Here is a 25,106-nt window from a genome sequence, read left to right as displayed (position 1 = left end):
AGTCGTTATCCAGTGCCCCGAATTGTCTTCAGGTAGCGTCCCATGACGAGCAGAATGGCCAGGACGTTAATGGCGATCAGCATTGTGCCGAGCGCGTTGATCTTGGGTGTCAGTCCGGTCTTCAGCATCGAGTAGATCTGGATCGGAAGCGGCGTAGTGCCGACGCCTGAGACGAAGGTCGACATCACGAAATTGTCGAAGGAAATGACGGACGAAAGAAGCGTTGCCGAAAGGATGGCGGGCATCAGAAGCGGCAGCGTGACACGCATGAAAGTCTGAGCGCCATTGGCGCCGAGATCGGCTGCCGCCTCGTCGAGCCGAGGGTCGAGACCCGCGGCGGCGGCACGGACGATCAGAAATGCGAAGGGCACGGAAACAAGCACATGACCGGCTACGAGCGTCACATAGCCGAGTGTGATACCTGACCAAACGGTCGTCACCAGAAGACCAACCGCCAGCACGATTTCCGGCAGTACGAGCGGCGCGATCAGAATGGTCGAAAAAAGGTTCTTCGCGGGAAAGGATCGCTTGATGACGGCAAGCGCAGCGCTTGTCCCTATTGCTGTGCTGATGACTGCAGAGAGCACCGCGACAATCGCACTGACCTGAAGCCCGCGCTGGAGGCCGCGGTCGTTCAGCGCTTGTGCGTACCAGTCCATCGAGAAACCTGCCCACACGACGGTCGAGCGGCCGGCGTTGAAGGAATAGACGATCAGCACGACAAGCGGCGCGAACAGGAACACGTAGCCGAAGATTGTGACAACCGGGACATAGAATCCGGCGAGGCGGGAGAGCTTCACGCGTGCGCCTCCTCGACCCTACGCAGAATGCGCATGTAAAAGACGATGATGACCGAAGACACCACGAGCATGACGACCGAAACCGCGGCCCCCAGCGGAATGTTGCGAAAATCCAAAAAGAGTTGGACGATCAGGTTACCGAGGATGATGCTTTTACCGCCCCCAAGGAGCACGGGAATGGCATAGACGCCCATTGCCGGCACGAAGACGAAGAGCATCGCCGCCATTACGCCTGGGAGCGAAAGCGGAAACGTCACCCGCCAGAAAGCTTCGATCGGTCCGGCCCCGAGATCGTCGGCAGCCTCGAGCAAACGTTTGTTGATGCCAGAGAGCGCGGCATAGATCGGTAGCACAGTCGTCGGCAGGAACGCGTAGAGCATGCCAACCGTCACTGCCGGATAGGTCCCGATCATCCTGATCGGCTCATCGATCATCCCCATTCCGGTGAGAATGCCGTTAATCGTGCCGTTGCGTCCCATCAGGACCATCCAGCTCGACATGCGGATCATGAAGTCGATCCAGAACGGGATGAGCAGCAGTGCGAGCAGGAGCCCGGAATGCCTATCAGCACGAAATGCTATGAAATAGGCGATCGGATAGCCGATAAGAAGGCAAACAGCGGTCGATACCGCCGCAATCTGCAACGAGTTTACGAAGATCGGCAGATAAGTTGGCTGAAAAAGTTCGATATAGCTTGCGAGGGTAAAGCCGGTGACCGCGCCGCCATAGGCATCCCGGCCAGCAAAGCTATAGGCAGTCACCACCAGCAGGGGTACCGCAAGTAATAGCACTGACATGACGAGCGAAGGCGCCAGCAAAAAGAGTGTGACCAGTTCCTGCCGCCGATTTAACATTTTTTTCGCGCACTCCCTGTTTGAAGTAAGTCGGACCTGATGGCTCGACTTTGGCGACTAATGTCGCGTTCAGGCCTCTATCGAAAACGGTTACCTGACTAGCGATCATGTTGAATCCGGCAGGTACATTTTCTTCCAACCACACCGCTCATTCGATGTCCTGAGCCCGGAACGGCCCTAGACGACAATTCCCTCGATCAAGCCGATCAAAAGCGGGAGGAGTGAACCGGCACGCTGGATCGATGCATTTATTTCTGACCTAGTGAGGCTCGAACATTACGCGTGTGCAGACGAGGTGCGGCAATTGCCGCAGCGCAGCCCTCAGCGTCACATTCCCCTATTCGACTTATTTTTTGTTTCTATGAGAAAGGACAAAAAACGCACCAAAGTCAACTAATTCTTTTAATTGACACATTATTCCTATAATAATTCTGATTATAGAAATTTACGCGCACTGGGACGAGCTCTAAGTCAGCACGACTTTGAACCCATCACCCGCGAAATTGAAAAAATCTCGAGCGATTTTACCGCGAGCTGGCAAGTTTCCGGCTCGCGATATAGGCGCTGTCAATCGATCACAAGCTGGACAAGCCCTTGTCCATCGCATCGACGATCTCATCGATCTGCGACGCCTCGATGGTCAAAGGAGGCGACAGGATGATCATGTGACCGCCTTGGCGCACCAACACACCATTGTCTGCGGTTGCCTTGACGAAACGCTTCATCATCTCGGCGCCGAGCGGCGTCTTGGCGGACCGATCGGAGACGAGTTCGACCGCTGCCATAAGACCCCGACCGCGCACGTCACCAACCAGCTCGCGCTTGTCTTTCATGCGCTGAAGTCCGGCCATAAGGCGCTCACCGAGACGGCCGGCATTTTCGACCACGCCAAGCTCGCGGGTGAGCTTCAGCGTAGCGAGACCTGCGGCACATCCTGCAGGATGACCGGAGTTCGTGTATCCGTGGCCGACATTCGCGACCGGACCCTTGGTGTTCTCGAAGGCCTGCGCGACCTTTTCGCCGATCATCGTTGCACCGAATGGGAAGTATCCGGAAGTGATCGCCTTCGCCAGGATCATCATATCCGGCTTCACGCCCCAGCCTCTCACGCCGGAATCGAACCCGGTACGACCAAAACCTGTCACGACCTCGTCGGCGATCAGCAGCACGCCATACTTGTCGCAAACCTCGCGCACCATCGGCCAGAAGCTCTCGTGCGGGACGATGATCCCACCAGCACCCTGAACCGGTTCAGCGATAAACGCAGCGACGGTCTCGGGCCCCTGGAAGATAATCTCCTCCTCGAGCAGACGCACGCAAATCTGCGCGAGACGTTCCGGAGAAGTTTCGTCAAAAGCGTTGCGGTAGGTAATCGGCGCGGGAATGTGGAAGCAACCCGGCATTAATGGCTCGTAGTTGCGGCGCAGATGAGCGCCTCCGCTAACGGAGGAGCCGCCGAAATGGGTGCCGTGATACGAACGCTTAAGGGAGATGAACTTGTAGCGGTCGTTCTGCCCCAGGATTTTCCAATACTGGCGTGCAAGACGTAGAGCGGTTTCGACGGAGTCTGACCCGCCGGACGTGAAAAATACTCTTGCCATTCCGTCAGCGCCGAACCAGTCGTCGACGAGGGTCTGGGCAAGTTCTTCCGCCACGCCAGTGGTGTTGCCTTTGAACACTGACGTATAGGCCAGTTCTTCGAGTTGCTTCGTGATCGCCTGAGTGATTGATGGCTGGCTGTAGCCGAGATTGACGTTCCAGAGCCCACCGACAGCATCCAGCAGTCTGCCGCCATCGTCGGTGACATAGACGCCGTCGCCGGATGCGACGCGGCGCGGTGGGTCCATCAAGATTTCGGATGGCGTATCGAAGGGACGCCAAAAGGATTGGACAGAATTACTGTTCGCGATTTCGTTAGCCATTTTTCTTCCTCACTCTGCAGGTGACAGTTATTGGGACCGACGCCATCAGAAGCTTCGCATCGGCTATTTCGTTGAAGTAGGCGCAAGCCGGAGACTTCGGACCGGCTTGCGCGATGGCGGCTAGAGCCGCCTTTGCGACCGGATTCGGAAGAAGGCGATACCCAGCAGCGGCAGCCCGATCGTGATCGCGACCATCACCGTTCCCAGCGCATTGATCTCAGGGCTCACCGAGTCCCGGAGCATGCTGTAGATTTCAGTGGGAAGCGTTTCCGTGCCGATCGGCCGCCAAAAGATCGAGGCGGTGACGTTGTCGAACGACAGGGTGAATGACAACAGCAACCCTGCGACAACTGCTGGCATGAGCAGCGGAAGGGTGACTTCGCGGAAAACCTGCAACCGGTTGGCACCCAGCGTCGCAGCCGCTTCCTCAAAGGTCTTCTGGATTGTGATCAGGCGCGCATGAACGACCAGAACCACATAGGGCAGCGCCAGCATGATGTGGCCCATCAACAGCAGGCTGAAGTTGCGCGGCTGCTTGAACAACTGCATGAACAATAGAAGCCCCACGGCGAGAACCGTCTCGGGAACGAGAAGCGGTGTCAGCAGAAAGACGTTCATGAGGCGCTTGCCCCGAAATTCATATCGGGCAAGCGCGATAGCGGCCAATACGCCCACGACACCGCAGATGCCGGCGGTCAAAAAACCGAGCACCAGCGACGTCTTAAGAGCCCGCATGACACTCTCGTTCTGAAAAAGCTCGGCGAACCAGCGGAGCCCGACCCCTTGCATGGGGAAGGAAGCAAAGTCGGCGGTGTTGAACGAAAGCAGGACTACCGCGGCGACGGGTCCAAAGAGAAACATGTAGACTAGCGCCGTGAAGATTTTTAGCGGCCAGCCAACACCGGGTTGATCAGCGTTCATCGCGTCAATCCTTTCGTGATGGAGCCGATGCCAAGGAAGCGGCTGTAAATGGCGGTGAGAAGCAGGAGCAGGAATGTCAATGCGAGCGACAAAACCGCGCCCATCGGCCAATTCAGCTCAAGGCTGATCGTGTCGGCGATGATGTTGCCGAACATGAAATTGTCCGGACCACCCAACAGGGCGGGCGTGATGTAGGTGCCGGCAGCCAGGACGAGCGACAGGAGGACGCCAGAGCATAGTCCTGGAAAGGACAACGGAAGCGTTATTTCCAGGAATGCCTGCCATGATGTGCAACCCAGCGTTCGAGCAGCGTGAAGCAAGTTCCGGTCGATGCCATCGAGGCTCACATAGATGTTCAGGATGATGTAGGGCAGCACAAAACTCAGTATGCCAAGGATCACCGAGAATTCAGTGTATAGAAGCTTGAGCGGGCTATCGGTCAGGCCAAGCCCCATCAGCAACGCATTTATGGCGCCGCGCTCTCCCAGAATATTGATCCAGGCAAGGTTTCTGATGATGAAGCTGATCCAGAAGGGAAGCACGAGCAAGATCAACAGGAACGGGCGCCAAACCCGGGAGCTGAAAGCGATCGTATAGGCCACCGGATAGGCGATAAAGACCGCGATCACCGTTGCCTCAACAGCGATGCGCATCGTCTTCCAGAGCCCAAGGTAGTAATAGGGATCCGAGAAGAACATTTTCCAGTTCTCGAGACTGAAGCCCGAAGCGTCCCGGCCACCACCGATATAGGTGTTGAAGCTGTAGCGGATCATGGTCGCTGTCGGAACGACGATCAGCAGAAGAAGCAGGATGATTGCAGGCGCCAAGAGTAGGAGGATGCGCAGCCTATCATTTTTTTGAGAATGAGCCGCCGCCATCTCAGCTCCTTCCTTCTATCGGAAGATATTGACCGTCAGCATCGAGGAGAGTAATCCGCGCCGGGTCGAAATTCAGTTCGGCAAGATCCCCGACATGAAGGGGATGGCTATTGTCACCAGCAGATGCAGCGACGCGTGTCCCTTCAAGATCGATGACATACGCTGTCTTGTCCCCAAGAAACGTCCGCTCGATAACCTTTCCGAGATGAAGCGCAGGGTTCGCCGATTGCTGAGCGGCGCTGACCTTAATATGCGCCGAGCGAACAACCGCCTCGATCGTATCGCCGACCTTAGCACCAACATTTCCGGATAGACGCGTTTGCACGCCGCCGATATCGATGAGGAAAGATCTTTCGGCGCTCTCAACGACCTTGGCTTTCAAAAGGTTCGCATGACCGATGAATTCAGCAACAAAACGGGACTTTGGCGTGCGGTATATTTCCTCAGGCGCACCTGTCTGAACGATGCACCCGTCCTTCATCACGACGACGAGGTCGGCCATTGCCAGAGCCTCTTCCTGATCGTGAGTAACGAATACCGTGGTGATGCCGGTGGCCTGCTGGAGGGCGCGGATCTCGCTTCGCATATCCGCGCGAAGATTTGCGTCCAGCGCCGAGAGAGGTTCGTCCAGGAGCAGAACGTCCGGTTTAGTGACGATCGCGCGCGCAATGGCGATGCGCTGCTGCTGACCGCCGGACAGCTGGAAAGGATAGCGATTTGCCGTATGCGGAAGCCGGACCATTTCGAGGGCTTCGGTAACCTGCCGCTTGATGTCGGCTTTTGAAAGGCCGCGATATTTCAGGCCGAAAGCGATGTTGTCGAAAACGGTCTTGTGCGGGAAGAGGGCGTAGTTTTGAAAGACGAGGCCGACATTGCGCTTGTGGACCGGGACGTCTGTGACCGGGCGACCGTTGATGAGGATCTCGCCGGTCGTGTTGCCGGCGAGGCCGGCGACCGAGCGCAGTAAGGTCGTCTTGCCGCAGCCAGAGGGTCCAAGCAGCGCGACGAACGCGCCGGTTTCAACGACGAGATTGATGTCGTTGACCGCAACGATTGGGCCGTAGCGGAGTGTGGTAGATCGAAATTCAAGCATGATAGTGTCTTAATCCTGTCGCGGAGCGGGGGCTGAGGTTCGCATTTGGCCGCCTCTGACGCGGCCATCTGCGCGAAAAGCTCATGCACCCCTGGCGACACGCCGCCACTGCGGCTCAAGCTTGTCGATCTGTTCTGCCCAGTAGGCTCCGTCGGGGATATTAAAGCCCTCGAACGTTCCACTGGGATCGAAGCCAGGCTGGTTCTTCAGCTGATCCGGGAAGTTCGTCTTTCTGGGATCAAGCGCAGAGCCGTTATTGGTGCGCATGCAATATTCGAAGTTGATCTCCGGCTTGAGCATGAGATCGAGGAGCTTTTCGCATGGCTCCATCGGTGCGCCTTTCAGGACGAACAAGTTCTGGACCCAGGCCTGGCACTGTTCGGGTTCGAGATATTCGATTGGATAGTTGTCCTTCTTCAGCGCAGCTGCCCGCGTCGACCAGGTCTCGGCGACGACAACCTCTTCCTTTGCGAGCAGGTCCATGACTTCCGAGCCGGACTCCCAGTATTTCTTGACGAGCGGCCGCTGTTCGCGAAGAGCCGCGAAAATCGCATTGGTGTCGCTGAGCTTGTTCGGGTCTTGGCCCGTGTAAAGCGCCGCCGACCAGATGCGGTCGAGTGCGTAGTTGCTCAATGCGATCTTGCCGGAGAAGCGCTTGTCCCACAGGAGCTTGTAGCCGAGCTTTTTAGCCTCCTCGCGCGAGACGTGTTTTGTGTTGTAAGCGATGCCGGTGGTACCGTAGAGGTAGGGAATCGCTGAGAGCTTGCCATTCGGCGTGAGCTTGCGCAGCTGCTCGATCAGCACCGGAGAAACAAGCTTGAGGTTCGGAATGTTGTCTTCATTGAGCTCAGAGTTGGCTCCCAGGTCTACATAGCGCTTGTACATATCGAAGCCAGCATTCGAGAAGACGCTGAGATCCCCGGCACCACCGGATTTCAGGCGAGTGATGATTTCGGTTTCGTCGCCAAACGTTCCTTCAACTACTTCAATGCCGGTGGCCTGGGTGAAGGGCGTGAAGACGACTTCATGCATGTTCTTCTTGCTCTGGCCGCCATAGCCGTAGAAAGTAATCTTCTCGCCGGCAGCCCAGCTTGGACCCGCACGCATTGCAACAAGCGCAACGGCCGACCCCAATCCGAGAAGATTGAAATTACGGCGGCTGATACGCGCTTCCATTGTGCCTTTATTCTCAGACATTGAGTTCCCCTTTTTGCTTTTGCAGTGGTCGACCGTCCGGAGCACCCGAACTGACTGGAATTCAGTGCCAATTAACGAATTCTTACAATCAGGCATCTTGCGATATTGACGCAAATCTGCAATTTTCTTCCAGAATACGGAAGAAATGATAACTCAATAACGGATTATCGCCAAATTATGGAAAATATCGACACGTCTCAATCAAGTCTGGGCAAGGCGGTCTTGCTATTGAAAGCTATAGCCAGGTCGGGGGCGGCTGGTGCCCGTCTTAAGGATATCGCCCAAGGTATGGATGTAAGCCTGCCGACGGTACATCGGCTGTTGAAGACCTTGATCAGTGAGGGGCTCGTCGAGCACTCGGACAAGAATTACCGCCTCTCGTATGAATTCTTCTGTATGGCCGCCAGATCCAGACAGATGAACAGCATTTCCGAAACCGCCAGACCATCTTTGTTGCGCGTGTTCGGTATGTTGAAAGAAGCCGTCATATTGATCGAAAGGTCTAAGTTTGACGCGATTTGCACCGATTGCTTCTGGGGAAGTCATCCTATCCGAACGTTCTATGGCGGTGTCGGAGGGCGCGTTCCATTGGGTGTCGGCCAAGGCGCACTGGCCATCCTTGCGTTCCAGCCTGACGAAGAGCGTGAACAGATCATTCGCTTCAACATGCCGCGTATCGCTGCCGAATACCCGATTGATGAGCTAGATCTGCGTACGATGATCAATGAAATCAGGGAAATGCGAGCTGCTGTGTTCGACTTCAACATCAACGACGGAATTTCTGCGATAGCGGTCCCGATTTTCGACCAACTGGGGATCGCGGTCGCGTCACTCAGCATTGCAGCTCCCCTGGTAAGGCTTTCGGGTTCGCGTCAGAAGACGGTAATTGACCTTCTGACGAAAGAGGCACGTCTGATTTCCCAGTCGTTGAACCCTCTTGGTCAGATCGAAGAACCGGTCATCTGGGGTGAAGCAGCATCCAAGCTGACTTGACGGTCATGATCCCCTGACCAAACACATCACTCTCTTTCTTGCTGCCTTCGCTCAAACCTAAAGTAACCAGGTTTTTTTCGTGGAAGGCACCAAGGCCTTCGGGAGCCAACGTCCGAGACATGGACACAATCGTTCGCTAAAATGCGCTCATGACGACCTGTCCTCAACGCTTTGTGTCTTGGCCATCCGTCAGCAAACGACGTCCAGTCCGCTGATTCAAACAAGCATATTAAACCGAGCGTCGCGAGCACCTCATCGTGCACTGGACAATGCATGTCTGCGACATCTCGCATTTTCCATCATTCAGTGATTTGGCACATCAGTCACACAAATTGTTCCGTATGCTGGAAATTTTCAACGTTCGTTCGGAATTTCGCGGCACGCCCGATTGTTGGAAAACCCATTTCGCTCTGAATTCCTGCCTGATCCGCCGACTGAATTTCACCACTCGTGCAAAAGTGCGATGTGTGAGTATTGCCGACGGAAGCACCGGATCAAGCGATGCGCGCAAATTTAGGCGCGCGCCAACAAAGCCGGCAGATTAGGATCGGAGAATGCAGGCGAACAGCTTCGCCGGCCCTCAGTGCTTGCGAGCTGTGCTCGAAAAATTCAATAGAATTGAAGTCCTTCAAAAATATTGCCGCAGTTGAAAGGGAATAATCCCGTTGACCCCGCTAATTTCAGTATCAGTGGCGTAAGAGGTATTTATGAAACAGCCGATGATACATGTTGCTGACCTCATAGTCTTCTGGATGAGGCTCCGCAGGCTTTATCTGGAAGAGGTCGGTGCCAACGGCGCGTCCAACCTGCTGCGCAACGACCTCAGAATTTCAGGTCCTCTTATCGTGACACTTTGCCGGCAGAGGGTCCGCAGGCCCCTGAGCTTCCGAATGGTTGAAGCCAATCGGCTACAAGTTCAGCTACATAGGATTCGACGCCATTGTAAAAGTGATCGCAGTTTGGAACGATGACGATGTCGACCTTCCCCCCGCATCGCTCCGCGAATTGTTCCGCCGGGTAAAGTTCCTGCGGCTCGCGATCTCCGCGGATGTAAAGGACAGGGCAAGTGATGAGCGAGGCAAGATCAAGTACATCCGGCAGATTGTCCACCTGATCGCAAAACACCTTGGCAGTCATGACGTGCCACCAGCCAGGAAAGAGCATTAGTTCCTCTCCCTTGCCCTCGGCCACCATTCGTCGCGCGGTTAAAAGCATTTCCTCGTAGCGATCACAAGCCATCAATCCGTTACGGCTGGCACGTTCGATCATCGTCTTTCCTCCTCGATGTGCGGACATCAGAACAAGCGCGGGAGTGTCCGGATGATCGGCCACATGACGAACGCCCAGCATGCCGCCATTGCTGTGCCCGATCACGATCGGTGAAAAAAATCCACGATCTTCGAGGAACGATCGGGCAAGAACATTGTCTTCGAGAGACATTTCCACAGTCGCGAACGCGTTGCCTTCAGGGTTCCTGCTATTGCGTGTTGTTAGCGTTCCATGTCCGCGCCGGTTGTATGCGAGACAAGTGAAGCCGATCGCCGTCAGCGCCGGAGGTAAAAAGCGGGAATGCCCCACATAGAAATTCATGGCATTGCCATGAAGGAGTTGAATAGCACCGCGGCTCTCTGCTGCATCGTAGAAAGCACCGTCCAAGGGTTGTCCAGTAGGGGTCGGGATCGAGATCAATTCCATTCTCATTTTGATAGTCCTTTTTATCGATCATAGATTTGAGGTTGGGCCAGCTCGCTCGTTTCGATAGAGCCCCTCAAGCCTTCGCCGCTGCCGACACGACATGGTCCGTCGGTCGGGCGTCATCGCGTTCCTTCGAAACCAGTATTGCGACCGCGCCGATAAGCGGAACAAAGCTGAGTTGAATGGCAGCGGCGTTACCCCAGCCGTACGCGCCGACAAGAGAGCCGAGAACGTATCCAGAGATCGAAGCTGGCAGGTAGACTGTGGTCACGAATATCCCGGAGGCCTTGGCAATATACGAAGGAGGAACGCGTCGCTGCATAAGTGAGGAGATATTGGCTATAACCGCTGTACCCGCGAACCCGACCAAGAAGCTCAAAATCGCATGCTGTGTTGGCGTCGATGCTACGTTAAACAGCATATAGCCGGCAAAAGCACAGCAAACCAATGCGATGAAGATGATCCATTTCTGGCTTAGCCTGTCTCCAAGATACGCTGCTGGTACGGCAAGAATTGCTCCCGCACCGAACATACTCATTGTAAACCCCACAGTGCCGGGCGCATGTTGAAGCTGCTTGGCGAGATAAGTAGGGTAAAGAGCAATATAGCCATATTGATAGACGCCAAAAGTCCCAGCCGCGATCGCGGCGAGCACCAAATTGATGCTCCAGACCCTCTCGGGGACGATGGCTGAGCTTGAGGAGACCTCTCGCGCCTGTTCTCGATGTTCCGTAAAGTCTTTGGGGACAAACGAGACCAGGATGGTGAAAGCGATACCTGCGAGACCGAAAACGATCAGTGGTACCTGCCAGTTATCATAACTCTGGAGAAGGCTTCCCGCGACCAGTGGTCCAATAAAGTTGCCAGCGCCAAAAAGGGCACTGAGGATGCCGAACATGAGGGCGCGGTGTTTTCGAAAATAGGCACCGGTGGCAGCGTACAGTGCTGCAATCTGCATGCCTTCGCCGACCCCGGTCAGAGCTCTGTAAATGAGCATGTCGGTGAAGCCGTGAGCGTACGCTGTCATGATCGTGAAGACCGAAAAAACCGCTATTGAGGTGATCATGACCGCTCGCCGCGACAGACGCTCCATCAGATAGGCGGCCGGGATTCCCGCTAGACCGATCCCCAGTGTGAAAATTGTTACGAGTAGCCCCCCTGTGTTCAGAGGAAAGCCATATGTCTGCATAACTGTTGGGAGGAGCAGCGAGAAGACCTGCCGGTCCATGGCATTCACGATGTAAGAGCATCCTAAAACGCCGAAGCAGATCAGCGCGAGCGGCAGTGGTAGATTCCTAGCGGCATAACGCGGTTGGCTATTGATATTCATATGGATCCCTCCTCCAGGGTTGTATTATCGAGAATTTCACTCGATTCCTCGCGGCTGCTCGCGTCGCGGACCTGCTTCCCGTTGTCAGCCGACCACTCGCATTGCGCGATGGCCCAGCTTATCGGACCGCTTAGCTTCGACACGCGGACAACCATAGCTGCTACTTTGAGGCTGCCTGATAGTAGCTCATGTCGTAATACTTTTCGGGGCCACCGAGTTGCTTTTTCGGCTCGGCGAATTCGCTACGCAGCTCCAAAACCTTAGCAACGCCCGCCCTATCAATCGCAGCGTCCTTGAAGAAGCCTGAACTTGAATCAAGCAGAACATTATAGGTCGTCTGCGCCAGCGGCTCGGACATGTCCGGCAGGTTTTTTCGCAGGATACCAATCGCGGCTTGCTTATTGTTGGGATCGTACAGCCAGTTCAACGCCTGACGATAGGCGCGGACATATTGTTTCACCTTCCCCTCGTTCGCCTTGGTCCAATCCCGACGGGCAGCCGCGACGACACCCTGATACGCACCGAGCGAGGTTGAAGTCGCACCGAGCACCGTGAACCCCTGCTGCGAGGCTGCGGCTTCGAAAGGAGACACGAGGAGGGTCGCCGCGATCTCCTTCTTCATCAGCGCTTCGAAGCGCTTAGACACACCGCCGGCTTGCACAAACTCGATATCCGAGGGCTCAATTCCCTTGTCGATCAGCATCTTGCGAAGCGCAAATGCGTATCCCGTCGTCAGCGCATCCACCCCGATCTTTTTACCTTTGAGATCAGAATAGGTCTTGACCTCCGGAACCGCCACAACGCTGAGAAAGCCGCTATCGCTGCCCATGAACGCGAAGATGTCGGGTATCTTTTGAGTAGGAGCTGCGCCCTGCCCTTCCGAATAAGCGATCACGTTATCGATGGCAGTCATTGCAATGTCGAACTTCCCATCGATCAGTCCGACCATTTGTGTCTTGGAATCTGGCGTCGGGGTGATGTTTACTGATATACCTTCAGCAGCAAATAGTTCTTGCTTCTGCGCCACAAAGATTGGCCAGTTGAAACCGCCTGGAAAGACGACTACCTCCAATGGCCTGTCCTCCTGCGCATTCGCCATTTTCGCTATGGGCAGGCCAGCTACACACAGAGACAGCGTCAACAAAAGATTTGTCGAAATATTCATATAGGTATCCTCCAATCGACTGGCAGTTTTAGATGCAGGCGTGAGCGGCAGGCCTAGACTCCGCCGCAGCGTGATCAATCCAGGAACCCATCCGGCGGCATTGACCCCCACATATTGGCGGCAAGCGGCACATCGGTCCACACCTTGCCGCGTTGAGGGAACTCTTGGTGAGTGCGCCTCGGCTCGTAGATTTCCAGCTCTTCGTTCACCCTATCGAGTTCGCAGAACAGTTCGATGATCTGACCGTCGGCATTACGATGGTAGGTGGAGATGTTGTGTCCGATACCGTGGCGAACGGGACCCCAGACGAGCGGTATGCGATCTGTCGCGAGCAAATCGCAGGCGTCGCGGATATGCGTCCAGTCCCGCAGTTCGAAGGCGATGTGATGCATCTTGTCAGTTTTGCCGGTGACCAGATTGATAGAATGATGGTCCGGCCCGCAGCGCAGAAAGGCGAAGAAATCGCCCATCCAGTCGCTGACCTTGAAACCAAGCACATCGCAGTAGAATTTTACGGCTGCCTGAATGTCGGTGACGTTGAAGGCGACGTGGCCGAGCCTGTTCGGCACGATCCCGCGATCGCGCGGTGCGACCCCGGCCGGCTCTGCCGCCACGAAGACCTCGACGCGAGTGCCCTTGCTGTCCTCGAAAGCGATCAGGTCGGAGATGTTCGGCTGGCTGTCGGAAAGCCTTCTGGTCTTGATGCCCAGCGCCTCGACCTGACTGGCGTAATCTCCAAGGTCCGCTCCGCCCGGAAGCTGGAAGCCGAGCGCGTCGCATGTCGACGTGCTTCCCGCTTTCAGCACCACCGTGTGGTGATCGCCCCCCGTCGACAGGTAGGCAGCATCCTTCTCTTCGCCGACAAGCGTCAGTCCCATGACCCGTGTGTAGTGGTCGACCTGGCCCTTGAGGTCGGCGGACGTAAATGTTGCATGCGTAATTCTGTTCGCCTTGATCATTTTACTCTCTCATGGCTCCAATTAGACGAAGTTGTTTTCCAGTCGGCCCAGTCCCTGCACCGAGACGGTGACTACATCCCCTGCCGTGATGAATTCGGGGGGCCTTTTTCCAAATCCGACGCCGGCCGGCGTACCCGTCGCAATTAGGTCGCCTGGTTCCAGTGTCATGATCGACAGCAGGTGCCTTACGACATCGGCGACGCCGAAAATCATGTTGCAGGTATTGGACTGCTGCTTGACGATCCCGTTCACCATCAGTTCAATCGGCAGGTCCTGAGGATTTGCCACAAACCGGGCTGGTGTGATCCAAGGGCCTGTCGGCTGGAATTTGTCCCAGGCCTTCTGCATGACCCAATCGATCCCAACATGAGGCCGGGTCGCGATCCAGTCGCGTGCCGAAATGTCGTTGATGACCGTATAGCCCGCCACGAGCTCCATGGGATCGGGCGAACTGCCTTGTTCCGCCCGCTTTCCGATCACGAAGCCGAGTTCGGCCTCCCAGTCGACCATCCTCGGAAGGCTGGGGAGCTTGATCGTCTCGCCATGAGCGGCAAGTGACGTATTCGGGCGCAGAAAGGCATAGGGAAAGTCGGGAAGTGTCGTCACCTTCATCTCGGCAAGATGGTCCTTGTAGTTGGTGCCGATGCAGATGAGCTTCGGAGGATTGCCAAGCGGAGTGCTGAAGGTGATGGAAGACGGATCGCGGGCACCCTGCGGGAGGCCCGAAACGGCGCCTGCCAATTCACCGTCGAGACGCTGCCAGTCCCTGAAAACATCGAGCAAATCCGAAGGTGCGCCGTCGCCAAGAACCTCACTCAGAAGCCACACCCGGCCGTCCACCAGAACGAGGGGAGTGGGCTGGCCGTCTATCAGGCCCGTCGCCAATTTATAGTCTCTCATACTCAATCCTCCAATGCGGTTGCATGATAAAACGGTACTGTTAGGCCGGCCTTGCGGGCGGTTGCCGCATAGATGGAGGCAACATCGTGATTGCCGTGCCCCTGTTCCAAGGCGTCCTGGTAAATTCCCGAAATCGCGGAGAGGAGCGACAGGTGGAAGTCCACCTCCTTGCCCTTGGCCTGGATGAGGTCGATATCCTTGGCTAGCGTGGCGGTGCTTCCCATGACCTTGTGCCAGTTTCCGGTCGCCATCCGCTCCGCGCGCGCGGAGAACTGGACCGACCCCCCTGCCCCTTCCCTCAACGCGGCGACCAGCATCAGCGGATCGATGCCGGCCTTGCGACCGAACGCGATCGTTTCGGCCGTGGCCGCGATATTGATTGCGACCAGCATATTGGCGCAGAGTTTCGTCGCGAGCGCCGCTCCGAACTCCCCCATGAAGAACACTTTGTTTGAGAGCGCAGGGAGAATGTCTTCTATCCGGGCAAAGACGCCCTTGTCGCCGCTGAGGAAGAAGACAGCCGATTTTGCGGAGACCATGGCAGGCAGCCCGCTGATCGCCCCATCAAGCATCCGCCCCCCGGCCCTTTGCAGCGCCTCGGCCTGCCGAAGCTTGTCGGCGGTGGCCAACGTCGACAGTTCGACCAAGATCTTCCCGGTGCAATCGACCGCGATTATTCCCTCCGGACCACATACGATCTCTTCCAGCGCCACCGCATCTGGAATGCAGCTGAAAACAATGTCGCACTGCTCGGCGACATCCTTTGCAGATGCCGCCAACCCCCCCCCGAGCGCTACAAAATCGGAAGAGTCGCCTCGTCTGTAGCCGATCACTTTATAACCGGCCTGGATCAGGTTTGCGCTCATCGGCAAACCCATTTGTCCAAGGCCGATTACGCCAATCTTTTTCACAGTCATCATCATCCCGCCAGCTTACTTGAGTTTGCATTCGGCTTGGTGGGCGTCGGCCTTGTCCTTCAGGACCGTCGCGACCAGTTCGTTGTGCAAGCCACCACCCGGCGCATCAGTGACGCGGCTCAGATAGAAATCCTGGATAGGAAAATTGTTGTTCCCGAAGGTGAATGTCCCTCTGATTGAGTCGAACTTCACGTTCTTCAACGCGGTGCGGAAGGCGTCGGCATCGCCGACCTCACCCTTGGCGTCCTTGACCGCCTTGTCGAGAAGCATGGCCGTATCGTAGGACATCGCAGCTAGGATGGACGGGTTGCGGCCGTATTTCGCCTTGAACTCGTTGACGAATTTCTTGTTCGCCTCGTTTTCGAGGTACGGGTTCCAAGGGCCCGCGTTCATTAGGCCCTTGGCCGACTCCCCGAGTGCGTTGAAGGTCGTCTCGTCCGCCTGGAAGGTCGCTGCGTAAGGCTTGACTGACGACTGCAGACCGCTCTGGTGGAACTGCCGCATGAAGGCGATTCCCGATCCACCCGGCAGGAAGACAACGACCGCATTCGCACCGGACGACCGAATCTGGCTGAGCTCCGCCCCGAAATCCGATTGGTCGAGTTTCACCAGAACTTCGGCGGCGAGAACCTTCTGGAAACCCTTCTTGAGGCCTTCGACGGCATCCCAGCCGGCCTGGTAGTTCGTGGCCACAACGGCGACCTTGCCCACCTGGTCCGCTGCGAGCTTCGCGCCGATTGCTTCGAACATGGTGTCAGTATTCCACGACACCATGAAGAAGTTCTCGTTGCACTTTACCCCCGCCATGGCCGATGAGCCGCCCACCGACGCGACTACGAGTTTACCGGCCGGCAGCACGACGGAATTGACCGCATCGACCACATGGCTGAACAACAGGCCGGAGAAGAAGTCGACATTGTCGCGCTGCATCATCTGGCGCGCGAGCTGCACGGCCGTCTGCGGCTTGGCCTGGTCGTCTCCGGTGATCAGGGTCACCGGAATGCCCCCCAGTTTGCCGTCCGTATGTTCCAGAGCAAGCTTGAAGGCGTTGAGCATCTCCTCTCCGAGGCTGCCGGCCGGACCCGACAGTGTGCCGATATATCCGATCTTGATGTTGTCCGGCGCCCCGTAGGACGGTGCAATGCCTGTGCTGGAGAGAGCCAGCGCGATCGCCAAGGTCTTCACGATATTCATAGTGTTCCTCCCTTAAACTCCCAGATGAAGCTGGTGTACCTCCGGGGCCACCGCGAATGCAGAAGCCGAACCTTCCCAAACTGTCTTCCCCTTCGCGACCACCACCACCCGCGTGGCGATCCTGGAAAGAGCTGCGATATCCTTGTCGACGACCAAGACCGACAGGCCTTCATGCGCAATGGTTTCGAGGCAGACCCAGATTTCTTTCCGCACCAGCGGTGCAAGACCTTCCGTCGCTTCGTCGAGAATGAGGAGGCGCGGCGCAGTGACAAGCGCCCGCCCAATGGCCAGCATTTGTTGTTCTCCGCCCGAGAGCGTGTTGGCGAGCTGCGCGCGCCTTTCCTGCAGTCTTGGAAAGAGCCTGTAAATCCGCTCCCGCGTCCAGAGAGATGCGCCGGCGCCGCTGCGCTGAGCGAGGATCAGGTGTTCCTCGACGGTGAGATTGTGAAAGATCTGTCGCCCCTCCGGCACCAATCCCATCCCCAACCGCGAAATCCGGAAGTCGGCCAAGCCTTCCAGCGACCGGCCGGCGAATTCGATCGTGCCCCCGCCGAGCGGCAGGGCTCCCGTCAGCATGCGGACTGTGGTCGTCTTGCCCATTCCGTTGCGACCAACCAGAGCCACGACTTCGCTCTCCCCCACCGAAATATTGATGTCGTGCAAGACCTTGACCGGGCCATATCCGCCTGCCAGCGATTCGGCATGAAGCAACATGGTCACGCATCCTCCATTCCGAAATAGGCTCGCTGCACCTCCGGATCGTTACGGATTTTGTCGGGAACATCGCAAGCAACCAAGGCTCCCGAGACGAGCACCGAAATCTTGCTGGCCAGTGAAAAAACCACGTCCATATCGTGCTCGACGAGAACGATCGCGCATTCCCGTCCCACCGTCTTGAGCAGGTCGGTCAGCGCGCTGCTTTCGCTCGGTCCCACGCCCGCCATTGGCTCGTCCATGAGGAGAAGCTTTGGAGAAAGAGCGAGCGCCATCGCGATTTCCAGATGCCGCCGCTCGCCATACGAGAGCTTCCCGGCGATCATGTTGGTGCGATATTCGAGTCCGACGCGCCGCAAAGCGGTTTCGGCCTCAACGGCCGCCATCTCGAAGCTCTCCACAGCTCGGACGCTCTGGGCAATCCCAAGAGACGGACCAAGCGCCGCGAGCCGTACATTGTCGGCGACCGACAGTTCCGGTAGTATACTCGATATCTGGAACGTGCGAACCATCCCGCGCCGGACGCGTTGATGCGGCGGGATGCCGCCGAGATCCTCGCCATTCCAGCGGATTGTACCGCTGTCCGGCTTGATGTCTCCTACGATCTGGCCGATCAGCGTCGATTTGCCTGCCCCGTTCGGCCCGATCAGGGCATGGATTTCGTTCGGCACGACGTCGAGGTCGACATTGCTCGTCACCAACAGGCCGCCATAGGCCTTGCGCAGATTGCGGATGGACAGGATCGGATCAGTCATATCGCCCTCCCGCCAGCCGCCGGATCGACGGTTCCAGCCCCTGCTTAAAGAAGAGCACCGAGAGGATAACCATGGGTCCGAGGAAGAGCCGCCAGTAGGTGGTATATTCCGATACCGCGGCTTCCACGCCGATCAGCAGCGCGCTTCCGAAGAGGCCGCCAGCGATTGGCCCCAATCCCCCGAGGGCCGCCATCACCAGCAATTCGCCGGAGAGCAGCCAGCTCAGGAAAACCGGACTGACGAAGAGATAGAAGTTTGCCGCCAAAGCTCCGGCCAGTCCCGTCAGCGCCGCGGAGAAAATGAAAGCGGCCAACTGGATGCGATAGGTATCGAAGCCGAGCGAGATGACGCGACGTTCGTTCTGACGAATGCTGCGAAGCGCCAGACCGAAGGGAGAGCGGCTCAGCATCTTCATGAAGATCACGCAAACGGCCACGATCGTCACCACGACGAAATGGAAGCTAAGGTCCGCGGCGAGCGAATATCCCGCCAGGACATTTCTCTCGGTCAGGCCCATGCCGTCGGAAGAACCGATGGGCGGCAGGCTCGACAGAACGAAGAAAATCATCTGCGAAAAGCCGAGCGTGATCATGATGAACGCCACGCCACGCGTTTTCAGCGACATCCCCCCGATCACGAAGCCGGCAGCTGCCGCGATCAAAGCCGCAAGCGGCCAGACGATCAACGCCTCGTTCAATCCGGAAAGCTGTGCCACCAGCACCGTGTACCCGCCAATTCCGAAGAAGGCCGCATGCCCGAAGCTGACAAGTCCGCCATGGTAAATGAGGAAGCCGACCGCGCCAGCGGCAAGCCCGTAGACCAGTATCCGCGTCAGGCCAGAAACGAGATAGCTCTCCACGAAAAGAGGAAGCAGAACGGCGATCAGGAACAGGCACACAGTCGGCGCCTCGCCGAGAACCAATCGTCCCGACATCCCAGTGTTGCGTGCGTTGGACGTCATCGATTGTTCGTTCATCGTGTGCCCAGCCCCTGCGGACGCGTCATCAGCACGACCGCCATCAGAACGTAAACGAGGGTCGCCGAGATCGCCGGAGCTAGGCTGGACACCGTTCTTGCACTGAAAGCGCCGCTTAGCAGATAGGGCATGTAGGCCCTGCCGAGCGTATCGAGAATGCCGATGGACAAAGCGGCCCAGAAACTGCCCTTCATCGAGCCGAGGCCGCCGATAACCACGATCACGAAAGCCAAGATCAGGACCTGTTCCCCCATGCCGACCTCGATGGACACGAGCGGCCCCGTCAATGCGCCGGCGAACGCCGCAAGTGCGCCGCCCATTGCGAACACCAGCATTGCGACGACCCGCACGTCATAGCCGATGTGGCGTACCATGGACGGATTGGAGGCGGAGGCTCGTATTAGCATGCCGATCCGTGTCCGGGCGAGAACGAGCCACATGCCCGCGGCAACCAGCGCGGCGGTCACGGTGACGGCCAGCCGGTAGGACGAGTACTCCAGACCCGGCCACAGGCCGACTGCACCGTCGAGAGCGGATGGCATGGCGAGGAAGACCGGGGCGCCGCCGGAAAGCCAGCGTATCGCCTCGTTGAAGAACAGGATCAAGCCAAACGTCGCCAGTACCTGATCCAGATGGCTGCGTCCGTAGAGATGCCGGATAATCACACGTTCGACAACCATCGAGATGACGAAGCAGCCAGGCAACGAGAGCAACAGCGCCAGAAAGAACGAGCCGGTCAACGTGGCGCAGGCAGCGGCAGCGAAGGCGCCCAACATGAAGAAGGAGCCATGCGCCAAGTTGATGAGGTGCATCACCCCGAAGACAAGGGATAACCCGGCCGCGATTAAAAATAGAAGCAGCCCGTAGTTCAGACCGTTGAACAACTGCTCTAAGAACATAGGGCATTTTCCTGGGTACCCGCCCGCGAACCCGAAAGTCTGGCAGAATACGATGTGACGAAAGCTAAATATGAGGGCGAACAGCCAAAGCCACGCGGCACCAGAATTTCCTCCCCTGAGCACGCCTTGTGCAATATTTTGGAAACCAGCCAACAATTTCCAAAATTACCGTAGATCTCGAAGGCAATTCATGTCAAGGAAGACTTCATGAAAAGATCAGCTTTATCCGACACCAACCCGTCCTATTCGAACGACGCTCCGAGGACGATCACCGAAATCGTCTACCGGCGCCTTCGGCTTGACATAGTCTGGGGCGTGCTGGCGCCCGGCTCGGCGCTCCGGTCGGATGACCTTCGCGAGCGGTACGGCGTGGGCGTCAGCCCGCTGCGCGAGGCGCTGACACGGTTGATGGCCGAGCGATTAGTCACATCGGTCGGACAGAGGGGCTTTCGTGTTGCTGACATCAGCAACCATGATGTGATCGACGTGATGGAAACGCGACTGGTTATCGAAAAGGCCGCATTGAAGGCCTCGTTGGAAAAGGGCGATATCGCGTGGGAAAGCCGGTTGGTGGCGGCGTTTCATGCCCTGAGCCGTATCCCGATCCCCCGTTCTCAAGACGACGGGTCGGCGGAAGAATGGGCCGAATGCCATCGGAACTTCCACATGTGCCTGTTGTCCGCATGCGGTTCGTCTTGGCAAATGAATCTCGCCTCGCTCCTCTTCGATCAGGCCGAACGGTTTCGCCTGGTCAGGGTGCGTCGGATCGACAAGCCGAAACTGACGCGCGATACGATGGAAGAACACAAGCAGATCGTCGATGCCGCTCTCGGCCGCGACTTTGAGAGTTCCTTCGCCGCTCTGGAACAACACTACAGAGCGACGAGCAACGAAGTTCTCGCATCGATTGAGCATGGGAAGCCGCTCGAAGATGTCTGATAGCAAGTCCCTGACCGCCGACGAACTCATGTCCCGGATGATGAAGAAAGAGTTGTTCGTCATCCTCAACACCGCGGCTGTTCCAGCCGCAGAACTTCGGGGAAACCTCAAGGCTCACCTCGACTACCTAATCGCGCTGGAGAAGCAGGGCGTGCTTTTCGCGTCCGGGCCCCTATTCGCCTCCGGTGGCGAGATGACGGGTGAAGGCCTGACCATCATCCGGGCCGGCTCGTACGAAGAGGCGAAGAAGATCGCCGCCGCGGATCCTTTCGTCGTCGCCGGCCAACGGACACCGGTGGTGAAACGTTGGATCGTCAATGAAGGACGCATCTCCGTCACGGTCGATATTTCCGATTGCACGGTCAGCCTTGTGTGATGGCTCCTGCCAATGACCGAGGACTGTCTCGGTCTAATGTCTCTATCCGCACCAGGGCATCCAAGGCCATCACACCGGTCGCCGTCACACGCAACGGATTGATCTCGATCTCAACGATTTCCGGATGCTCCGACAGGATCCGGCCGATCGTCACGACTGCTGCCGCAATTGCCTGCTTGTCGCATTTCGGAAGGTCGCGAAAACCGTCCAGAACTCTTTTGCCGCGGAGGCTCTCGATCATATTCTCGGCAGTCAGGGTCGCGAGCGGCGCGATGCCCACGGCGGAATCGGCCAGCACCTCGGCCATGACACCGCCCAGGCCAACGACGACAGTCGGACCCCACGATCTATCCCGTAATCCGCCGACGATCATTTCGACGCCGACCGGCGCCATTTCCTCCAGAAGGACGCGACCGGGATCATTCGTGGGGATGCGTTCGATGCGGTTGAGCGCCTCCTCCAGTTGCTGCGTGTCCCCTACATTGACAATGACGCCACCGACCTCCGTCTTGTGGGCGATATCGTTCGCCGCGATCTTCACCACGACGGGATGGGCAAGCCGTGCGAAAGCCGCGCGCGCTTCTTCCCGGCTCAGGCAAAGCACGCTTTCCGGCACGCGAATGCCGTAGCTGCGCAGCAGGCTCTTCGCGCGGCTTTCATCGAACGGGCCGGAGAGCGCCTCCGCCGACGTCGCCGTATCTTGCGCACCGGCGGTCTGCAAAAGCCACTGGCCGCGGGCGTCCGCAACCAGGGTTTGAGCAGCGAGCGCCAGGCGCTCGGGTCCGACCGCGGCGCGAAGACCCTGCGAACGCAATTCCGCCAACACTGGCCGAACCTCATCTGCCAGTCCCAATGTTCCGAAGATGACTGGTTTGCCGTGGGCGGAAGCTGGCGGACCGAGCACCCTGGCAGGGTCCAGAACCGAAGGCTCATTGAGGCCGAAGACGAGAAGCCCGTCTATGAGAGGATCAGCAGCAACCGCATCGAGGATCTGTGGGAACGTCAGCCCGGGGCGCCCCGTATCTACCGGATTCTTGATATAGGTCATCGGCGGCAGGAGCGAGGACACGGTCTCCAGCGTCTTATCGGACAATTGCGGGAGAGCGACGCCGCAAATTCCCAAGCTGTCGGCAATCAACAAACCCGGACCGGCCTGTCCCGTCACCAATGCGAAGCTGCCGGATTTCTTGGCAGGCATCCGGCCGTAGCTTAGGAAGACCGCAGCCTGCGCGAGTTCCTCGGTCGTGTCCACGACGATCGCTCCGGCCTGCGTCAGAGCCGCCACGGTGCGATCGCGCGACCCCATCAGGTTGCCCGTATGGGACACCGCGAAATCGCCAATTTCGGCCCTGCCGGCAACCATGGCGACCACTGGCTTGCGGGGTGTGACGGTTTTGAGGACGTCGTAGAGGCGACGGCCGTCCGCGACACCTTCCAGATGCAATGCGATCGCCGAAGTGGCCGTATCGTCAGCCAGCATGGAAAGAACATCGGCGGTATCGACATCGACCGCATTGCCAAGTCCGACGGCAACCGAAATCCCCTCTCCCAGGGCAGCGATCAGGAAGGCAAGGCTCAGGTTCACGCCACCGGACTGGGCGACGACCGCAACCTTGCCAGATAAAAGCCGGTCCACTCCGGGGACAAAGCTCGCGACGCATTGATGGTGCGTGTTGATGAAACCGGATGTATTTGGCCCAAGCAGCCGCAGGCCCGTGGAGCGGCAGACCTCGGCAAGCTCCTCCTGGTAGCGCAATCCGTCTCCGCCCGCCTCGCCGAAGCCGCCGGAGATGATAAACACACCGCCCACACCCCGTTCCGCCGCTTCCGCCGCGGCTGCGGCGCAATGCTGGGCCGGAATGGCTAGAATGGCCAAATCGACCGCGTCTGGCAGATCCTCAAATTTTGGGTAGGCGGGGACCCCGTTGATCTCTCTTTCTCTCGGGTGCACGAGGGACAGCGCACCTGGAAAGCCTCGCAGCGATTGCAGCGCCTGCGAGCCGGCCTTCGAGGGATCCTTCGACGCGCCGACGATGGCGATCGACCTCGGATTGAGCAGTCGCTTAAGATTGCTATCCCGTTTTTGCCGCAGATGCGCATGCATGTCGGCCGAGGATACTGAACGTGTCATAAGAGTCCTCCGTCATTTATTCGGTTCACGTTCCCCGCCCGGACCTCCGCCCTGCGGCAAGGCAGCACGCTGCCGCCTTCCGGCGCTATTCAGCGTCGGGTTGGCGCTCGGGCTCGGCGCGTTGGAATGCCGGCAGCTTCGCGGCATTCGCGGCCACCCGGCAGACCTCGCTGAACGACGTCGCGTCGAACCCGAAGCGTTTTGCGCTTGCCATCTGAGGCGCCAGGCAGATATCCACCATGCTTGGCTCGTCCCCATGGCAATAAAGCCCCGTCTGGCCTGATTTGAGCATCTGCTCCAGCGCGGGAAAGCTGTCCTGGAACCAACGGTGACACCAGGCCTTCGTCTGGTTCTCGTCCGCGCCCAGCTTGTCCTGAAGGTAAGCGAGGACGCGTAGATTGTTCAGCGGATGCGTGTCGCATGCGATGACGCCCGACATCGCCCGTACCCGGGCCCTGCCTGCGATATCGCGGGGCAGCAGGCGGGCCGTCTCAGGATAGGATTCGTCGAGATATTCGATGATCGCCATCGATTGGGTGATGATGTGATCCCCATCGACCAGCGACGGAACCAGCCCCTGCGGATTGATCGTCATATAATCCGGAGCACGTTGTTCGCCCTTGCGCAGATGATGGGAAACCTGCTGGTACACCAACCCCTTTAAATTAAGGGCAATCCGTGTCCTATGCGAAGCGCCGCTCCGGAAATAGTCGTGCAATGTCAACATGCGGATAACCTTTGCAAACGGTTCCGATATAGATCGTCATTCGGCAGGGCCGATCGACAGCTTGATCGGCTCCAGCCCCTCGATCGTGCCTTCGATTACATCTCCGGCCACCACCGCGCCCACTCCGGCGGGAGTGCCGGTGAAGATCAGATCACCCGGCATGAGGTGGTAGTATCCCGACAGATGCGCGATGATTTCCTCGACCTTCCAAACCAGGTCATCGAGCAAGGCCGATTGCTTGACGACACCATTGACCGACAGCTGGATCTTCCGTCCTTCAAGAGAGGAAATGCTCTCTGCCCTGGTCATCGGCGAGAGAATGGCGGACTGCTCGAAAGCCTTGCCGAGGTCCCACGGGCGCCCCTTGGCGCGGGCATCGAGCTGCAGGTCGCGTCGCGTCATATCCAGACCACAGCCATAGGCGAAGACGGCTGCGGCAGCCTGCTCCTCGGTGACCTTGAAGGCAGGCTTTCCCACGGCGATGACCAATTCCATCTCGTAATGGTAGTTCGCAGTTCCCGGCGGATAAGGGATGGTGCTGCCCGTCACCACTGCAGCCGAGGCGGGCTTCAGGAAGTAGAAGGGTGCCTCGCGATCCACCTCGACGCCCATTTCCTTGGCGTGCTCGGCATAGTTCCGGCCGACACAGAATATCCGGCTGATCGGATAGGGCCGCTCCAAGCCCAGGATATCGACCGTTGCCGGCGGCGCGACCGGAAACAAATATTCTTGTGCCAACTCAGCCATTCATACATCCTCATTCCATTTAGG

24 protein-coding genes are annotated in these 25,106 nt (G+C 57.8%); 3 read left to right on the top strand and 21 right to left on the bottom strand.

Annotation, left to right across the window (positions count from 1 at the left end; all coding sequences use genetic code 11):
• Positions 1–5: 5 nt before the first annotated feature.
• The 7 genes from J5276_RS28975 to J5276_RS28945 form a co-directional block, all read right to left on the bottom strand.
• A complete protein-coding gene (locus J5276_RS28975; RefSeq protein ID WP_209160191.1) occupies positions 6–800 on the bottom strand; it encodes an ABC transporter permease in 795 nt (264 codons plus the stop codon).
• Positions 797–1,654, bottom strand: coding sequence for an ABC transporter permease (locus J5276_RS28970; RefSeq protein ID WP_209160190.1), 858 nt, complete (start codon positions 1,652–1,654; stop codon positions 797–799). Before J5276_RS28970 ends, J5276_RS28975 begins: the two co-directional genes overlap by 4 nt.
• 575 nt (positions 1,655–2,229) lie before the next feature.
• Positions 2,230–3,576 carry an aspartate aminotransferase family protein gene (locus J5276_RS28965; RefSeq protein WP_209160189.1) on the bottom strand — a complete coding sequence of 449 codons (1,347 nt, stop codon included), beginning with the start codon at positions 3,574–3,576 and terminating at the stop codon, positions 2,230–2,232.
• 120 nt (positions 3,577–3,696) lie between these two features.
• Positions 3,697–4,497 carry an ABC transporter permease gene (locus tag J5276_RS28960; RefSeq protein ID WP_209160188.1) on the bottom strand — a complete coding sequence of 267 codons (801 nt, stop codon included), beginning with the start codon at positions 4,495–4,497 and terminating at the stop codon, positions 3,697–3,699.
• Positions 4,494–5,375: an ABC transporter permease gene (locus J5276_RS28955; RefSeq protein ID WP_209160187.1), complete on the bottom strand. Its 882-nt coding sequence runs from the start codon at positions 5,373–5,375 to the stop codon at positions 4,494–4,496. Before J5276_RS28955 ends, J5276_RS28960 begins: the two co-directional genes overlap by 4 nt.
• A gap of 1 nt (position 5,376) precedes the next feature.
• Positions 5,377–6,468 (bottom strand): ABC transporter ATP-binding protein, encoded by a 1,092-nt coding sequence (locus J5276_RS28950; RefSeq protein WP_209160186.1) that lies wholly within the window; start codon positions 6,466–6,468, stop codon positions 5,377–5,379.
• 81 nt (positions 6,469–6,549) lie between these two features.
• Positions 6,550–7,665 (bottom strand): ABC transporter substrate-binding protein, encoded by a 1,116-nt coding sequence (locus J5276_RS28945; protein WP_209160185.1) that lies wholly within the window; start codon positions 7,663–7,665, stop codon positions 6,550–6,552.
• Positions 7,666–7,842: 177 nt separating this feature from the next.
• Between J5276_RS28945 and J5276_RS28940 the strand changes: the two genes are divergently transcribed.
• Positions 7,843–8,658: an IclR family transcriptional regulator gene (locus J5276_RS28940; RefSeq protein ID WP_209160184.1), complete on the top strand. Its 816-nt coding sequence runs from the start codon at positions 7,843–7,845 to the stop codon at positions 8,656–8,658.
• 840 nt (positions 8,659–9,498) lie between these two features.
• On the opposite strand, the gene J5276_RS28935 is transcribed toward J5276_RS28940, so the two are convergent.
• From J5276_RS28935 to J5276_RS28885, 11 genes are all read right to left on the bottom strand, one after another.
• The gene (locus tag J5276_RS28935) at positions 9,499–10,359 is read right to left on the bottom strand and encodes an alpha/beta hydrolase (RefSeq protein WP_209160183.1); all 861 of its coding nucleotides are present in this window, start codon (positions 10,357–10,359) and stop codon (positions 9,499–9,501) included.
• A gap of 67 nt (positions 10,360–10,426) precedes the next feature.
• A complete protein-coding gene (locus tag J5276_RS28930) occupies positions 10,427–11,683 on the bottom strand; it encodes an MFS transporter (RefSeq protein ID WP_209160182.1) in 1,257 nt (418 codons plus the stop codon).
• A 160-nt stretch (positions 11,684–11,843) separates the two neighbouring features.
• Complete coding sequence (locus tag J5276_RS28925) at positions 11,844–12,848, bottom strand: ABC transporter substrate-binding protein (protein WP_209160181.1); 1,005 nt, start codon at positions 12,846–12,848, stop codon at positions 11,844–11,846.
• Positions 12,849–12,922: 74 nt separating this feature from the next.
• Positions 12,923–13,807, bottom strand: coding sequence for a VOC family protein (locus J5276_RS28920; RefSeq protein WP_209160180.1), 885 nt, complete (start codon positions 13,805–13,807; stop codon positions 12,923–12,925).
• Between the two features lie 21 nt (positions 13,808–13,828).
• The gene (locus J5276_RS28915; protein ID WP_209160179.1) at positions 13,829–14,707 is read right to left on the bottom strand and encodes a fumarylacetoacetate hydrolase family protein; all 879 of its coding nucleotides are present in this window, start codon (positions 14,705–14,707) and stop codon (positions 13,829–13,831) included.
• A gap of 2 nt (positions 14,708–14,709) precedes the next feature.
• Entirely contained in the window at positions 14,710–15,630 is a 921-nt protein-coding gene (locus tag J5276_RS28910) for an NAD(P)-dependent oxidoreductase (RefSeq protein ID WP_209160178.1), read from the bottom strand.
• Between the two features lie 9 nt (positions 15,631–15,639).
• On the bottom strand, positions 15,640–16,818 hold the full coding sequence (locus tag J5276_RS28905) for an ABC transporter substrate-binding protein (RefSeq protein ID WP_209160177.1): 1,179 nt from the start codon (positions 16,816–16,818) through the stop codon (positions 15,640–15,642).
• A gap of 12 nt (positions 16,819–16,830) precedes the next feature.
• Complete coding sequence (locus J5276_RS28900; RefSeq protein ID WP_219256771.1) at positions 16,831–17,529, bottom strand: ABC transporter ATP-binding protein; 699 nt, start codon at positions 17,527–17,529, stop codon at positions 16,831–16,833.
• A 5-nt stretch (positions 17,530–17,534) separates the two neighbouring features.
• Entirely contained in the window at positions 17,535–18,287 is a 753-nt protein-coding gene (locus tag J5276_RS28895) for an ABC transporter ATP-binding protein (RefSeq protein WP_209160176.1), read from the bottom strand.
• Positions 18,280–19,263 carry a branched-chain amino acid ABC transporter permease gene (locus J5276_RS28890; RefSeq protein ID WP_219256748.1) on the bottom strand — a complete coding sequence of 328 codons (984 nt, stop codon included), beginning with the start codon at positions 19,261–19,263 and terminating at the stop codon, positions 18,280–18,282. The genes J5276_RS28895 and J5276_RS28890 overlap by 8 nt, the downstream gene beginning before the upstream one ends.
• Complete coding sequence (locus tag J5276_RS28885; RefSeq protein WP_209160174.1) at positions 19,260–20,162, bottom strand: branched-chain amino acid ABC transporter permease; 903 nt, start codon at positions 20,160–20,162, stop codon at positions 19,260–19,262. Before J5276_RS28885 ends, J5276_RS28890 begins: the two co-directional genes overlap by 4 nt.
• 207 nt (positions 20,163–20,369) lie before the next feature.
• Between J5276_RS28885 and J5276_RS28880 the strand changes: the two genes are divergently transcribed.
• Both J5276_RS28880 and J5276_RS28875 read left to right on the top strand, forming a co-directional pair.
• On the top strand, positions 20,370–21,101 hold the full coding sequence (locus J5276_RS28880; RefSeq protein ID WP_209160173.1) for an FCD domain-containing protein: 732 nt from the start codon (positions 20,370–20,372) through the stop codon (positions 21,099–21,101).
• Positions 21,094–21,477, top strand: a complete 384-nt coding sequence (locus J5276_RS28875) for a YciI family protein (RefSeq protein WP_209160172.1) — start codon at positions 21,094–21,096, stop codon at positions 21,475–21,477. Before J5276_RS28880 ends, J5276_RS28875 begins: the two co-directional genes overlap by 8 nt.
• On the opposite strand, the gene J5276_RS28870 is transcribed toward J5276_RS28875, so the two are convergent.
• The 3 genes from J5276_RS28870 to J5276_RS28860 form a co-directional block, all read right to left on the bottom strand.
• The gene (locus tag J5276_RS28870; RefSeq protein WP_209160171.1) at positions 21,464–23,608 is read right to left on the bottom strand and encodes an acetate--CoA ligase family protein; all 2,145 of its coding nucleotides are present in this window, start codon (positions 23,606–23,608) and stop codon (positions 21,464–21,466) included. The genes J5276_RS28875 and J5276_RS28870 overlap by 14 nt on opposite strands.
• A gap of 85 nt (positions 23,609–23,693) precedes the next feature.
• Positions 23,694–24,332 (bottom strand): maleylacetoacetate isomerase, encoded by a 639-nt coding sequence (gene maiA / locus J5276_RS28865; RefSeq protein WP_219256770.1) that lies wholly within the window; start codon positions 24,330–24,332, stop codon positions 23,694–23,696.
• Positions 24,333–24,371: 39 nt separating this feature from the next.
• Complete coding sequence (locus J5276_RS28860; protein ID WP_209160169.1) at positions 24,372–25,082, bottom strand: fumarylacetoacetate hydrolase family protein; 711 nt, start codon at positions 25,080–25,082, stop codon at positions 24,372–24,374.
• Positions 25,083–25,106 lie beyond the last annotated feature (24 nt).

The organism is Agrobacterium sp. S7/73, assembly GCF_019355535.1.
GTDB classification, from domain to species: Bacteria; Pseudomonadota; Alphaproteobacteria; order Rhizobiales; family Rhizobiaceae; genus Agrobacterium; species Agrobacterium tumefaciens.
This window is presented reverse-complemented; position numbering and strand designations above follow the sequence as displayed.

Coding starts and splice junctions, on each gene's coding strand:
- J5276_RS28970 (WP_209160190.1), bottom strand. CDS start 1,654: ATGTTAAATCGGCGGCAGGAACTGGTCACACTCTTTTTGCTGGCGCCT.
- J5276_RS28965 (WP_209160189.1), bottom strand. CDS start 3,576: ATGGCTAACGAAATCGCGAACAGTAATTCTGTCCAATCCTTTTGGCGT.
- J5276_RS28960 (WP_209160188.1), bottom strand. CDS start 4,497: ATGAACGCTGATCAACCCGGTGTTGGCTGGCCGCTAAAAATCTTCACG.
- J5276_RS28955 (WP_209160187.1), bottom strand. CDS start 5,375: ATGGCGGCGGCTCATTCTCAAAAAAATGATAGGCTGCGCATCCTCCTA.
- J5276_RS28950 (WP_209160186.1), bottom strand. CDS start 6,468: ATGCTTGAATTTCGATCTACCACACTCCGCTACGGCCCAATCGTTGCG.
- J5276_RS28945 (WP_209160185.1), bottom strand. CDS start 7,665: ATGTCTGAGAATAAAGGCACAATGGAAGCGCGTATCAGCCGCCGTAAT.
- J5276_RS28940 (WP_209160184.1), top strand. CDS start 7,843: ATGGAAAATATCGACACGTCTCAATCAAGTCTGGGCAAGGCGGTCTTG.
- J5276_RS28935 (WP_209160183.1), bottom strand. CDS start 10,359: ATGAGAATGGAATTGATCTCGATCCCGACCCCTACTGGACAACCCTTG.
- J5276_RS28930 (WP_209160182.1), bottom strand. CDS start 11,683: ATGAATATCAATAGCCAACCGCGTTATGCCGCTAGGAATCTACCACTG.
- J5276_RS28925 (WP_209160181.1), bottom strand. CDS start 12,848: ATGAATATTTCGACAAATCTTTTGTTGACGCTGTCTCTGTGTGTAGCT.
- J5276_RS28920 (WP_209160180.1), bottom strand. CDS start 13,807: ATGATCAAGGCGAACAGAATTACGCATGCAACATTTACGTCCGCCGAC.
- J5276_RS28915 (WP_209160179.1), bottom strand. CDS start 14,707: ATGAGAGACTATAAATTGGCGACGGGCCTGATAGACGGCCAGCCCACT.
- J5276_RS28910 (WP_209160178.1), bottom strand. CDS start 15,630: ATGATGATGACTGTGAAAAAGATTGGCGTAATCGGCCTTGGACAAATG.
- J5276_RS28905 (WP_209160177.1), bottom strand. CDS start 16,818: ATGAATATCGTGAAGACCTTGGCGATCGCGCTGGCTCTCTCCAGCACA.
- J5276_RS28895 (WP_209160176.1), bottom strand. CDS start 18,287: ATGACTGATCCGATCCTGTCCATCCGCAATCTGCGCAAGGCCTATGGC.
- J5276_RS28890 (WP_219256748.1), bottom strand. CDS start 19,263: ATGAACGAACAATCGATGACGTCCAACGCACGCAACACTGGGATGTCG.
- J5276_RS28885 (WP_209160174.1), bottom strand. CDS start 20,162: ATGTTCTTAGAGCAGTTGTTCAACGGTCTGAACTACGGGCTGCTTCTA.
- J5276_RS28880 (WP_209160173.1), top strand. CDS start 20,370: ATGAAAAGATCAGCTTTATCCGACACCAACCCGTCCTATTCGAACGAC.
- J5276_RS28875 (WP_209160172.1), top strand. CDS start 21,094: ATGTCTGATAGCAAGTCCCTGACCGCCGACGAACTCATGTCCCGGATG.
- J5276_RS28870 (WP_209160171.1), bottom strand. CDS start 23,608: ATGACACGTTCAGTATCCTCGGCCGACATGCATGCGCATCTGCGGCAA.
- J5276_RS28860 (WP_209160169.1), bottom strand. CDS start 25,082: ATGGCTGAGTTGGCACAAGAATATTTGTTTCCGGTCGCGCCGCCGGCA.